Origin of the sequence: Trinickia acidisoli, from assembly GCF_017315725.1 — a bacterium.
GTDB classification, from domain to species: Bacteria; Pseudomonadota; Gammaproteobacteria; order Burkholderiales; family Burkholderiaceae; genus Trinickia; species Trinickia acidisoli.
Genome location: NZ_JAFLRG010000002.1, coordinates 935430 through 949336, shown reverse-complemented (window position 1 = coordinate 949336; position 13907 = coordinate 935430). Strand labels below are relative to the sequence as shown.

8 protein-coding genes are annotated in these 13907 nt (G+C 61.9%); 5 read left to right on the top strand and 3 right to left on the bottom strand.

All coding sequences use genetic code 11. The annotated features are described in order from the left end of the window. Window positions 1-12: 12 nt before the first annotated feature. The 5 genes from J3485_RS22730 (at window position 13) to J3485_RS22710 (ending at window position 10413) form a co-directional block, all read left to right on the top strand. Window positions 13-1143, top strand: a complete 1131-nt coding sequence (locus J3485_RS22730; protein ID WP_206956568.1) for an efflux RND transporter periplasmic adaptor subunit — start codon at window positions 13-15, stop codon at window positions 1141-1143. Between the two features lie 10 nt (window positions 1144-1153). Then, a complete protein-coding gene (locus J3485_RS22725; protein WP_206956567.1) occupies window positions 1154-4237 on the top strand; it encodes an efflux RND transporter permease subunit in 3084 nt (1027 codons plus the stop codon). Continuing rightward, window positions 4234-7437 (top strand): efflux RND transporter permease subunit, encoded by a 3204-nt coding sequence (locus tag J3485_RS22720; protein ID WP_206956566.1) that lies wholly within the window; start codon window positions 4234-4236, stop codon window positions 7435-7437. Before J3485_RS22725 ends, J3485_RS22720 begins: the two co-directional genes overlap by 4 nt. Continuing rightward, window positions 7434-8930: an efflux transporter outer membrane subunit gene (locus J3485_RS22715; protein WP_206956565.1), complete on the top strand. Its 1497-nt coding sequence runs from the start codon at window positions 7434-7436 to the stop codon at window positions 8928-8930. Before J3485_RS22720 ends, J3485_RS22715 begins: the two co-directional genes overlap by 4 nt. A 292-nt stretch (window positions 8931-9222) precedes the next feature. Next, entirely contained in the window at window positions 9223-10413 is a 1191-nt protein-coding gene (locus J3485_RS22710) for a hypothetical protein (protein ID WP_206956564.1), read from the top strand. A 117-nt stretch (window positions 10414-10530) separates the two neighbouring features. Here the strand turns inward: J3485_RS22710 and J3485_RS22705 are convergent, their stop codons facing one another. The 3 genes from J3485_RS22705 to J3485_RS22695 form a co-directional block, all read right to left on the bottom strand. Further along, window positions 10531-11208, bottom strand: a complete 678-nt coding sequence (locus J3485_RS22705) for a flavin reductase family protein (protein WP_206956563.1) — start codon at window positions 11206-11208, stop codon at window positions 10531-10533. Window positions 11209-11236: 28 nt separating this feature from the next. Then, complete coding sequence (locus J3485_RS22700; protein WP_206956562.1) at window positions 11237-12901, bottom strand: MFS transporter; 1665 nt, start codon at window positions 12899-12901, stop codon at window positions 11237-11239. Window positions 12902-12973: 72 nt separating this feature from the next. Next, window positions 12974-13876, bottom strand: a complete 903-nt coding sequence (locus tag J3485_RS22695; protein WP_206956561.1) for a fatty acid desaturase — start codon at window positions 13874-13876, stop codon at window positions 12974-12976. Window positions 13877-13907: the final 31 nt, after the last annotated feature.

The following is a 13907-nucleotide window of genomic DNA, read 5'->3' as shown; positions in this document are numbered from 1 at the left end:
GAACGAGGCCTTATGAAACGAACACATTTCGGCTGGCCGGTGCTGGCCACCGCGGGGCTGCTAGCATGCGTCGCCGTGTGGGCGACGGCAACCCATTTCGCGCACGGTGCCGACAAGCCCACGGCAGCGCCGCGCGGCACCCCGGTCACCGCCGTCGCGGTCAAGCTCGCGGACGTGCCTGTTTACATCGATGCGCTCGGCACGGTGACGCCGGTTCGCACCGTCACGCTCATCACGCAGGTCAACGGCATTCTCGACTCGGTCGATTTCAAGGAAGGCCAGAGCGTTCATAAGGGGCAGGTCATCGCCCATATCGATTCGCGCCAGCTCGAAGCCGAACTGCAGCAGGCCCAGGGTACGCTCGAGCACGACAAGGCCACGCTCACGAACGATCGCTTGAACCTCAAGCGCTATCAGCAGTTGATCAAGGTCGGCTCGATTACCCAGCAGACACTCGACACGCAGACGGCCACCGTGGCGCAGGATGAAGGCACCGTGCAGGCCGACGCGGGCAACGTGAAGAACCTGCAAGTGCAGGTCGGCTACTGCACGATCACTTCGCCCGTCGATGGCGTGATCGGCTTGCGGCTCGTCGATCCGGGCAACTACGTGAGCACGACGAGCACGACCGGCATGGCCGTCATCACGCAACTCGAGCCCGCGACGGTCATCTACGCCGTGCCCGAGGACTATCTAGGTCGTATTCATACGGCGATGGGGCGCGGCCCCGTCAAGGTGCTCGCCTACGATCGCGACAAGCGCACGCTGCTCGCGACGGGCACGCTGCTCGCGCTCGACAATCAGGTCGACACGACGACGGGCACGGTCAAGGTGCGTGCCGTATTCCCGCATGTCGGCGATGCGCTCTTCCCTAACCAGTTCGTCAACGCGCGCATGCAGGCGGACCTGCTCAGTCAGGTGCCCGTGATCCCAACCGCGGCGATCCAGCATGGCACCAACGGCGATTTCGTCTTCGTCGTGGGGCCCGGCAACAAGGCGCAACTGCGCAACATCAAAGAAGGGCCCGTCACCGGCAACGACACAGCCGTGCTCGGCAATGGCGTGAAGGCCGGCGAGCAGGTCGTGACCGATGGCGCCGACAAGCTCGATAACGGCTCGCTCGTGCGCGTCGTTTCGCACTGATCATTGCCCGATGAACGTCTCCCGTCCTTTCATCGAACGGCCGATCGCGACGGCGCTGCTGATGGTGGCAGTGCTGCTCGCGGGCCTGCTCGGCTATCACCTGCTGCCCGTCTCGGCGCTGCCCGAAGTCGACTATCCGACGATCCAGGTCTACACGCAGTACCCGGGTGCCGCGCCCGATGTCGTCAGTTCGTCGATCACCGCGCCGCTAGAAGTGCAGCTCGGCGAAATGGCCGGCCTCAAGACGATGAACTCGACCAGCTCGAACGGCGTCTCGCTGATCACGCTCGAGTTCGATCTATCGGAATCGCTCGATGTGGCCGAGCAGGAAGTGCAGGCAGCGATCAACGCATCGGCAAGCTACTTGCCCGCCAACCTGCCCTACCCGCCTGTCTACAGCAAGGTGAACCCGGCCGATGCGCCCGTGCTGACCTTGTCGCTGACCTCCGACACGCTGCCGCTCACGAAGATCGAGGACCTCGCCGATACGCGTCTCGCGCAGAAGATCTCGCAGATTTCCGGCGTGGGCCTCGTGACGATCAGCGGCGGGCAGCGCCCCGCCGTGCGCATCGAGACGAACACGGGCGCGTTGAACGCGCTCGGAATGTCGCTCGACGATGTGCGCACGGCGCTCGCGGATGCCAACGTCAACCAGGCGAAAGGCAATCTCGATGGTCCGTTCCAGTCGTACTCGATCGGCGCGAACGACCAGCTACAGTCGGCCGACGACTATACCGATCTCGTGATCGCCTACAAGAACGGCGCGCCGATCCGGCTCTCGCAGGTCGCGAAGGCCGTCAATGGCGCCGAAGACTTGCGGCAGGCCGCTTGGACCAACGACAAGCCGTCGATCGTTCTCAACATACAGCGTCAACCGGGTGCGAACGTCATCGACGTCGTCGATCGCGTACAGAAGCTGCTGCCGCAACTGCGCGCGAGCCTGCCGGGTACGCTGAAGGTCGACGTGCTGACCGACCGCACGCAAACGATCCGCGCCTCGGTGAAAGACGTCGAATACGAGCTGGCCGTCGCGGTCGCGCTCGTCGTCATGGTCATCTTCATCTTTCTGCGCAAGATCGCCGCCACCGTCATTCCGGCCGTAACGGTCCCGCTTTCGTTGATCGGCACGCTCGCGATTGCCTATGCGCTCGGGTTCTCGCTGAACAATCTCACGCTGATGTCGCTGACGGTGGCCACCGGCTTCGTCGTCGACGATGCGATCGTGATGATCGAGAACATCTCGCGCTACCTCGAAATGGGTTTGACGCCGCTCGAGGCGTCGCTCAAGGGGGCGAAGCAGATCGGCTTCACGATTATCTCGCTGTCGGTTTCGTTGATCGCCGTGATGATTCCGCTGCTCTTCATGGGCGACGTGGTCGGGCGGCTCTTCCGCGAGTTTGCGCTGACGCTCGCGATTGCGATCGTGATCTCCGCGTTCGTTTCGCTGACGCTCACGCCGATGATGTGCTCGCGCATGTTCAAGCCGCATGACGAACATGCGAGCGAGCAGCACCGCGCCGACTTCTTCGATCGCATCAACGCGCAGTACGTGAAGGCGCTCGGGTGGGTGCTCGAGCATCGTGTGGCCACGCTCGTCTCGCTCGCGGTGACGGCCGGGCTGACGTTCGCGATCCTCTATGCAATGCCGAAGGGCTTTTTCCCCGAGCAGGACACGGGGCTCCTCGAAGGAATCTCGCAGGCGGCGCCCGGCATCTCGTTCCCGCACATGGTCCAGAAGCAAGAGCAACTGGTTCGTCAGGTCCTCAAGGACCCGGCCGTCGCGAGTTTGTCGTCGTTCATCGGTATCAATCAGACGAGCCCGTCGCTGAACCAGGGCACGATTCTGATCAACCTCAAGGACGTGGGCGACCGCGACCGAGCAGCCGAGGTGATCCGGCGCTTGTCGGATTCGACGGCGAGCGAGTCGGGTATGCGTTTGTTCCTCCATCCGGTGCAGGACTTGACGCTCGATGACACCGTGTCGACGACGAGCTATCGGATCGGCTTGCAGTCGACCGATTCAGCCACGCTCGATCTCTGGGCCGGCAAGCTGATTGCCGCGCTGCGCCAAGATCCGGCGTTCGCCGACGTGCAGAGCCAGTCGCTTCAGAAGGGCAATCAGATCGAGCTGACGTTCGACCGCGCGAGCGCCTCGCGGCTCGGCGTTACGCCGCAGGCGATCGACGACGTGCTCTACGACGCGTTCGGTCAGCGCCAGGTCTCGACGATCTACACGCAGCTCAACCAGTACCATGTCGTGCTGACCGCGGACAGCACGTCGAGCGACCCGGCCCATCTGCTCGACAACCTCTACGTCGATACATCGTCGGGCGGCGTTGCGCCGCTCGCGACCATGGCGCGCGTGAAGATCGTGCCGATGCCCGTGATGATCGATCGCCAGGGCCAGTTTCCCTATGCCGACGTTTCGTTCAACCTCGGGTCCGGCTACTCGCTTGGCACGGCGCTTTCGCATCTGACCGACGTCGAGCAGCGCATCGGCCTACCGGCCTCGGTACAGGCTTCGCTCGAAGGCTCGGCGGCGACGTTCCAGTCCTCGCTCTCGAACGAAGCGTTTCTCGTGGCGGCGGCGATCATCGTCGTCTATCTGATGCTCGGCATTCTTTACGAGAGCTTCATCCATCCGGTGACGATCCTCTCGACGCTGCCCTCGGCCGCGCTCGGTGCGCTCGGCGCACTCGTGTTGACGGGCACGCAGTTCGACATCATCGGCCTGATCGGCATCGTGCTGTTGATCGGTATCGTCATGAAGAACGCGATCATGATGATCGACTTCGCGCTCGATCTCGAGCGCAACGAAGGACTCTCGGCGATCGATGCGATCCGCCGCGCGGCCGAGCTACGGTTCCGGCCGATTCTGATGACGACGATGGCCTCGCTCTTCGGCGCGGTGCCGCTCGCGTTCGGCACGGGCATGGGGGCCGAGCTGCGTCAGCCGCTCGGTATCGCGATCATCGGCGGGCTCGCAGTGAGCCAGTTGTTGACGCTGTTCTCGACACCCGTGATGTACCTTGCGCTGCATCGCATCGAAAGCACCTCACGCCCACGCGTCGAGCCGCGGAGCGACGCGCAATGAACCTGTCCGAGCCGTTCGTCCGGCGCCCGATCGCGACCACGCTGTTCGCGATCGGCATCGCGCTCTTCGGCATGCTCGCGTTCAAGCTGCTGCCCGTCGCGCCATTGCCCGAGGTCGACTTCCCGACCATCAACGTGACCGCGCACCTGCCCGGCGCCGATCCGAACACCGTGGCGACCTCGGTGGCAACGCCGCTCGAGCGCCAGTTCGGGCAGATTGCCGGGATCACGCAGATGACCTCGGTCAGCTCGCTCGGCGCGACGCGCATCACGATGCAGTTCGACCTGAACCGCAACATCGACGGCGCGGCGCGCGACGTGCAGGCTGCGATCAACGCGGCACGCACGAATCTGCCCGCGAACCTCGACGGCAATCCGACCTATCGCAAGGTCAATCCGGCCGATGCGCCGATCCTGATCGTCAGCCTGACTTCCGATTCGGCCACGCGCGGGCAGCTCTACGACGCCGCGTCCACCGTCCTCCAGCAAAAGCTGCTGCAGACGCCCGGCGTCGGCGACGTGACGGTCGGCGGCGGTGCGCTGCCTGCCGTGCGTGTCGAACTGAACCCCGATCGCTTGAGCCATTACGGCATCAGCCTCGAGCAAGTCCGTAGTGTCATCGCGGCTGCAAACGTCGACTTGCCGAAGGGCACGGCCGCGCTCGGCGGGGTCGGCTATACGATCGGCGCGAACGACATGCTCTACAACGAGGCTAACTATGGGCCCCTAGTTGTCCGGGCGTCGGGCAACGATGTGGTGCACATCTCCGATCTCGGCTACGTGCGCCAGGACGTCGAGAACCTCGAGAACTACGGGCTTTCGAACGCCAAGCCCGCGGTGCTGCTGATCATCTACAAAGAGCCCGGCGCCAACGTCATCGATACGGTCAATAACGTCAAGGCCGAACTGCCGTATCTCGAGTCGTCGATCCTGCCGACCATCAAGCTCAACATTCTGATGGACCGCACGACGACGATCCGCGCTTCGCTGATCGAAGTCGAGATCACGCTCATGATCTCGATCCTGCTCGTCACCGCGGTCACGTTCGTCTTCTTCCGCAACTGGCGCGCGACGCTCGTGCCGGCCATCGTCGTGCCGCTCTCGCTGCTCGGCACGTTCGGCGTGATGTACTTTCTCGGCTTCAGCCTGAACAACCTTTCGCTGATGGCGCTGACGATCTCGACCGGGTTCGTCGTCGACGATGCGATCGTGGTCGTCGAGAACATCATGCGGCACCTCGAGCGCGGCGAGCCGCCCATGCTGGCCGCGCTGCAAGGTGTGCGCGAAGTCGGCTTCACGGTGCTGACGATCAGTATCTCGCTCGTCGCCGTCTTCATTCCGCTGCTGCTGATGGGCGGTATCGTCGGGCGCCTTTTCCGCGAATTTTCGGTGTCGCTCGCCGCGGCGATCCTGACTTCGATGGTAATTTCGCTGACCGTCACGCCGATGCTATCTAGCGTCGCGCTGCGCAAGGAGCATGCTGGGCACAACGAAGGCGAGTATCCGGATTCGCGCTTCCACCGCTTCTATGCACGCACACTGCATTGGGTGATGGTTCACCCATCGCTGATGGGGATCGTCACGATCCTCGTGATCGTGCTGAGCGTGACGCTCTATGTGATCGTGCCGAAGGGCTTTTTCCCACAGGAGGATACGGGGCGCCTGATCGGCTCGATTCAGGCTTCGCAGAACATCTCGTATCGGCTCATGCAGCAGAAGTTCACGAAGATCACGCAGCAGGTGCTGCAGAACCCGAACGTGGAGGCGGTCGGGGGCTTCATCGGCGGCACCAATTCGATCAACACGGCGATCATGTTCGTGACGCTGAAGCCGCTCGGCGTGCGCAAGGTGACGGCCGACACCGTCATCGCGCAGATACGCCGCAAGCTCTCGGATGTGCCCGGCGCGCGGCTCTATTTGCAGTCGTCCCAGGACATCACGGTGGGCGGGCGACAAAGCGCCGCGCAATACCAGTACACGATGACGGCCGACGACCAAAGCGAGCTCGACACTTGGGTGCCGAAGGTCGTAGCCGCGATGCGCAAGATCCCGATCCTCGAAGACGTCAACACGGACCAGCAGGACAACAGCATGCAGGCGAGCGTCGAGGTGAGTCGCGATACGGCCGCACGGCTCGGTGTGAACTTCGATTCGATCGACCAGGCGCTCTACGATGCGTTCGGTCAGCGCCAGGTCTCGACGATTTACCGATCGGCGAATCAATATCACGTTGTGATGGAACTCGCGCCTGAGTATTGGACCGATCCGGCTGCGCTGCAGGGCATCTACGTCCCGGCCGGCGCGCCGAGCGCGGCAGCGGGCGGCTCGACGGGCGGCTCGGGCACGGCAACGAGTGCGAGTTCGGCGCTGTTTCCGAAAGCGGCGAGCGGCACGGGCGCGCCGGCCGGCACGCCATCGACGGCTGCCTTGTCGAGCGGCCAAGCGCTCGTGCCGCTCGCGGCCGTGGCGCATTTCACGATTGGCCGCACGGCGATCTCGATCAACCATCAGGGCACGTTCCCGGCCGTGACCGCATCGTTCAACCTGGCGCCCGGCGCTTCGATCGGCGATGCCACGCGCGAGGTCGATGCGGCCGTTGCGCAATTGCGGATGCCGGCCAGCATCGTCGGCCAGTTCGCGGGCACGGCGCAGGTATTCCAGCAGGCCGTCGCGAGCGAGCCGCTGCTCGTGCTCGCCGCGATTTTGTCCGTCTATATCGTGCTCGGCATGCTCTACGAGAACCTGATGCATCCGCTGACGATTCTCTCGACGCTGCCCTCGGCCGGCGTCGGCGCAATGATCGCGTTGCTCGCTACGCACACGCAACTCTCGATCATCGCGCTCGTGGGCGTCGTGCTGCTGATCGGCATCGTCAAAAAGAACGCGATCATGATGATCGACTTCGCCATTACCGAAGAGCGAGAGCGCAAGCTACCGCCGGACGAAGCCATCACGCGCGCCTGCCTGATCCGCTTCCGCCCGATCATGATGACGACGAGCGCGGCCATCCTCGGCGCGCTGCCGCTCGTGTTCGGCTCCGGCTACGGGTCCGAATTCCGCAAGCCGCTCGGCATCTCCATCATCGGCGGGCTACTGTTCAGCCAGATGCTCACGCTCTATACGACCCCCGTCATCTATCTCTGGCTCGACCGCGCTTACCAACGTTTGCGTCGCCGTCGTATGAAGGAAGCATCATCATGACGAACTCCCCTGTCCCGTTCGCAAGCGCGCGGCCCGGCTTCACGGTACGCCGCTGCTGCGCGGCGATCGCGCTGCTGTGCCTGGCCGGCTGCGCGGTCGGCCCCGACTACCACACGCCGACAGTCGCGATTCCCGCCACATTCAAGGAGGGGGTCGATTGGCAGCGGGCCGAGGCCAATCCGCAGGCGTCGCTGTCGAGCACCTGGTGGGAGATCTATCGCGATCCCACGCTGACGGGGCTCGTCGAACAATCGCTGCATGCCAATCAGTCGATCGCGGCCGCGGAGGCGGCCTACCGCGTCGCGCAGGCGAGTGTCGATTCGAGCGTGGCCTCGCTCTTCCCCGTGGTTTCGGCGGGGCTATCGGCTACACGCAGCGGCAGCGGGCCCGCCGCGGTGACGAGCAGTACCAGCACCAGCACGGGCGTGCGCAACGTCGTCAGTGCGAACCTGGCGGCAAGCTGGGAGCCCGATCTGTGGGGGCAAATCCGGCGCGAGATCGAGTCGAGCAAGGCCAGCGCGCAGGCGACCGATGCGCAACTGGCGGGCGAGCGGCTGTCGATTGCCGCGAGCGTCGTGACGGATTATTTCGCGCTGCGGCAGGCCGATCTCGACATCGCATCGTTGACGAAGCAGCGCAGCATCGATGAGCGGATTCTAGACATCACGCGCACGGCCTATACGCAAGGCACCGCATCGAACGACGACGTGCTCGTGGCTCAAGACACGCTCGAAGCCGTGATCGCGGAGTTGCAGTCGACGCAGACGTCGCGCGAGCAGGACGAGCATGCGATCGCCGTGCTGCTCGGCGAGCCGCCGGCGGTGTTCGCGCTCGCGCCGCGGCTCGACTACCGGTTCGAGACGCCGGCCGTGCCGCTCGCGCTGCCTTCGCAACTGCTCGAGCGGCGCCCCGACGTAGTTGCCGCCGAGCGCACCGCGGCCGCGGCCAACGCGAAGATCGGCGTGGCCGAGGCAGCGTTCTTCCCCATACTCGATTTGAGCGCCGAAGGCGGTTTTTCGCACAATACGTTCGCGCATCTGTTCTCATTGCCTAGCCGTGTCTGGACGCTTGGTCCCGATCTTGCAGCGACATTGTTCGACGGCGGAGCGAGATCGGCAGCCGTGCGCGGGGCGCGCGCGACTTACGACGAGGAAGTCGCCGATTATCGACAGACGGTGCTCGCGGCGTTCCAGAGCGTCGAAGACAGTCTGTCGTCATGGACGCATCTGTCGCGCCAAGCGGATGCCTACGCGAATATCTATCAACGCAATCAGGCGCTGTTCGCGAGCGAGAAGGCGCAGCTTTCGGCAGGTACGGCGAGCGAGTTGAACCTACTGACGCAGCAGCTTACGTTGTTGCAAGCCGACCAGAATCTGCAGGATACGCGCTCGCTGCTCGTGCAAAGCAGCGTCGGACTCGTCAAGAACCTGGGTGGCGGTTGGCAGTGGAACGGCGTCAAGCCGTCGAATCAGCAGGCAAGCAGTCGGCAATGAGATCGCATTGCCGAAGGGGGCGATCGCGTCCAAGCGCCTGATTAATTGAACTTCACTGGCATTGCTTTATCTGTTTTTATAAAAACCATTCATCATTAAAATATATCTCATACTTCAATAAGCAACGATGAAATGATGCGTTAATTATTTTCGCTCGGCAATATCTCGATTCGCTTTGGTGTGCAATACCCCTTCGATCATGCTCTTAGCATCGTCTGATCAGACACGCTGCGTCGATTCCATTGCGCTTTTGCGCTCCCGTTCTAGCTATAAAAGCTCACGGAATAAGATCATGACAGAAAGACTTTCGATCGGAGCTCTAATCCACGATGCAATTCAGAATTTGACTGAATCCTCACGGCCCCTCGACGATCGCACCGAGGTTTCACCGAAGCCGACTGCATCCTCGCCTCTCCTCGAACGGCTGAATCGCCGTCGTCGATTGCTACGCAGCCAATCCGAGGCGAGCGAGTTGCCTGCCGAACAATCGCAAGCAGGCCTCAATGCTTGGGAGGGGGCGTCTTTTCCTGGCGGCCCGGTGGGGCCTGCCCGTTCCAGCATCGCTAGGGTCACCGAAGCCGCGCCCCAAGGCGAGCCGATCGCCGTTATGCTGCGGTCCGATCGTTTGCCTGGCGGGCAAGGCACCCCGCTTCCGCCCGAGAGTAGGCTCGCGCAGCGTGCATTCGATGCACGCCAAGCTGTGCGCCAACATCCTACATTTCAAGCGATCCAGGCCCACATATCCGACACGGACTTGGCACAGCGGCTGCGCAAGATTGTAGGAGCGTTGCGTGGCGAAGCGCCCCATCAAATCACCGACCCGAAAACGCCAGAGGGCGAGGCATGGCTGCGCGGTGAGTTCGACAAGCTCTGCGCGAGCATCGACAGTCCGGCAGACCGCCCGAGCCGTAAAACGCTCGAAAGCGTGATCAGCGGGAATCTGCCGCCTGAAGGGGAACGTTCTGGCAGCGAAGTGTACTGGGAGCACATCCTCCTGCGTCTATGCGGCGGTGACTTGCTCGCACTGGATCTGGAAAGAAACTACTCGAAAGATCTGGTGTTCGCATTAACGGGCGAAGTCAATTTCAACGCACGCGGGGAGCAAGCCATTCAAACGTCCGCGGCCTGGCTAACGCATTTGCTCAAGACGACCGAGTACCTCGTGTTCGACACGGTCGTCAGGGAAACCGGCACCGAGGGCACGTGGGTGACCGAGCGCTGGGCCTACCGGGATCCGAAGATCATGCACAACCAGGTAACCGATGGCATCGACACCTTCCTGATAAAAAGGGAGGCGGACGGCGCGATCAAGATTGCTACGAAGCTGATCAACTACACGGTGGATCAAGTGCAGCCGGAAGACATCTTCTACGCACGTATCGGTCAACCGATGCCTGAAAAGAACGAACCGCCCCGCTGGTCGAGACGGCTCAATTTTCGCGGAAATCCGCTATTCAAATTTTTGAGCCGCGCTCAGGAATAACGTAGTCGATTGATGCGTGACGGGCCTTGCTGGAAGGCCCATCACTTCCGCTGTCTCGCGGTGCACGCATACTTCGTGTACCGAACGCTGCGCATCGAAGCGCAGCGTTGCGAAACGTCAGGCTCCACCAAACAGGCCGTACCGGTTATGTCTCGCCGCCTCCTCCTGGCCGGCAAAGTCGTCGATCAGTTCGATCGGCAGCACGCGATCCACATAGGTGTAGTCGGCATAGCCGAGGCGGGCCAATGGTTTGATCCTCGGAATATCGAGCTTGCCGTCCTCGCCGATCACGTCGTCGGCGATATGTACGCCGACCACCTTCCCCACCACAACGTAGTGCGTAGTGCCGATCGTGTCGCCCGGCAAACACAGCGTGGTGTGGTGCACGCACTCGAACGAAACCGGCGACTCGGCCACGCGCGGCGTTTTGATGATCTTGCTAGGTGCTGCTGTCAGGCCCACTGCATCGAGTTCGCTGATCGTCGGATCGTAGATCTGCGAGCTGCGCGTTACCTCATGGCGCAAATCCCAGGTGGCCATGTTGTAGACGAACTCGGAGCGACGCTCCGCCAATTCCAGCGAATCCTTTCTGCGCCAATCGGGCGGATGCCGATTGGCCGAAAACATCACGTAGGCTGGATCGAAACCCACGATGTTGAATTGCGAGAACGGCGCCAGATTGATTCGCCCGTCGTCGGCCAAGGTCGTGATCCAGCCGACCGGCCGCGGCACGACGCACGATTTCAGCGGATTGTGCGGGAGCGCGTGATTGTTCAGATGCGGTTCGTAGAACATGAGGAGTCGGCCTCGCGACAAGGAAACATTAGGCGATCGCCCTAGGGACGGGTTTGAGAAACAGCGCCGACACGACCAACGTGAGCAACGTCACGCCGATGCAATACCAGAGGCCCGCATAGATATCGCCCGTCGCTGCAATCAATGCGAACGCAATCGGCGACGTAAAGCCGCCGAACCAACCATTGCCGATGTTGTAGGCGGTCGATACCGAAGTCAGGCGCACGCGTGTGGGAAACATTTCCACGAGCAGCGCCGCCATCGGTCCATACACGAGCGCGGCGAAAGCCATCAGCAGCGCGAGCAATGCAATCACCTTAGGCGCGTCGATCCGTTTGGGGTCAGCCTTGAGCGGATAACCCGCATCGGTCACCAGTTTGTCGAACGCAGCGTTGATCGGCGCTGCGCGCTGGGCAAACTGCCGACTCGACAGCGCGCTGCCGTCAAAGCTTTGCACTGAGTGGCCATTGATCTCGATGTGTGCAATCGTGCCGTGGGGTGCGTCGACATTCACGTAAGGCGTGCCGCGCCGGCTCAGAAACGATTTGGCGACATCGCACGACGATTTGAAGTGGGCGACTCCCGTGGGATTGAACTGGAACGAACAATCCTGCGGATCGGCGACGACCCTCACCGGCGCATCGCGCCATGCCGTTTCGAGCGCCGGGTTGGCGTAGTGCGTCAGTTGCTGGAATATCGGCCGATAAGTCAATACCGCAGCCGCTAGACCCACGAGGATCAGATATTTGCGATTGAGCCGATCCGACAACGCACCGAAAACGACGAACAGCGGTGCAGTCACCGCCAGTGCGATACCGACAAGCACATTGGCGGTCTGCAGATTCACCTTGAGCGTTTGCGCTAGAAAGAAGAACGAATAGGTCATGCCGACGTTGATGACCACCGCCTGCCCTGCCGTCAAGCCGAAGAGCGCCAACACCAGCGCGCGCCGGTTCTCGCGATCGAGCAGCATGTCCTTGATCGGCGTCTTCGACACCGCATTGCTTTTTTGAAGGTGTGAAAACATCGGCGATTCATAAGCAGACAGCCGGATCCACAACGAAATCACGAGCAAAAGGATCGAGAGCGCGAACGGCACTCGCCAGCCCCACGCATTGAAGTCCTTGCCGCCGACGCTCAACTGAATGAGGAAGATCACGATCGACGCGAAAATCTGGCCCAATGGCGTGGTGATTTGAATCCAGCTCGTATAAAACCCGCGTCGCTTTTCGGGGGCATGCTCGGCGAGATAGGTCGCGGCACTGCCATACTCGCCGCCGAGCGCAAATCCTTGCACTAGGCGCAGGCCGATCAGCAGCCACGTTGCGCGCGCGCCCCAGGTCGCATAGCTCGGAAGGAGTCCGATGCAGAAGGTGGCAACGCCCATCAGCGTAATGGTGACGATGAACGTGCGTTTGCGCCCGAATCGGTCTCCGTAGCGGCCAAAGAACAAAGCGCCCAATGGTCGAATCAACGTTCCCGCAGCAAAGGACAGCAGCGTGACGATATAGGCGGAGGTTTCGTCGAGACCGGAAAAGAACTGCCTAGCGATGATCGACGCCAGCAGCGCATAGATGAAGAAGTCGTACCATTCGAGCACTGTGCCTAGCGACGCTGCCGCGATCAATTTTCTATACGATACCGCCGGCTCGGATCGAACCCAGCTTATGTTGGTGCTTTGCGAGAATTCCATGGTCATTCCGTGTAATCGTTCCTCGACGATGTAGGCGCGTGCGCCTCGTTCTTGCGGCACTGCGTTGGGCGCTCACCATTCCGGATGGGCGGGCTCGAAGACCGACCGGAACAGGAAGCGCCGCGTGATGTCCAGATAGCCGCGATAGTAAAAACCGCCGTTGACCTCCAGCAGCGACTCGCGGTTCTCGCGAAAACTCGCGGGAATCCGATACCACGGCATGGTTGGCTGACGGTGATGCACCAGATGCAGGTTGTTGTACAGAAACAGAATCCCCATCGGCAGATTCGATTCGACGATCGCCACGCGCTCCATCGGCAATTTGCCGTAACGGTGCTCGGTGAACGTGCGCAACATGCCGAGCGACATCCCCGGATAGGCAAAGCAAAGCAGGTATTTCCAGAGCGGCATGCCCGCGATACCGATCACCCAGTAAAGCAATGCCGCGACGCTGACGACATGCGCCAACCAGTGCCCGACATGGGAGAAATCGCGGCGGCGCAAGCGGCCGATCTCGCGCGTGGCGAGCTTTTGCAAGCGCAGGAATGGACCGAATACGAGGCGAAACGACAGCGTTTGATTGAGCCGTAACAGGACGCGGTGCGCATGCCCATAGGCAGGCCATGCGTCACGGAACTGGTAGTAGCTTTCGGTATCGTAGGCCGGGTGCGTGATCCGATAGTTGACGTGATGCGTACTGTGACTGCGGCGGTAGATCGGATACGGCATCCACAAACCGATCGGCGGCCACACGAATGCGGTGCGCAGCCATGCTGGCCAGTTGCGCATCGCATGGATGCTTTCATGCTGCAACGAGAAATGCCATTGCGTCACGTAACCGCCGGCAAGGAACAGCAGCCAGCCTGGCATGACGTAGTAGTAGCGGGTGAGAAGCAGCCAACTGCCGTACAGCACGAGGCCGAGCGCGACCGTGGGCAACTCGTATCGGTCATAGAACTGTTTCAACCGGTTCATGCAAGATCCATCCTTCAGTCGATCGAAAAAT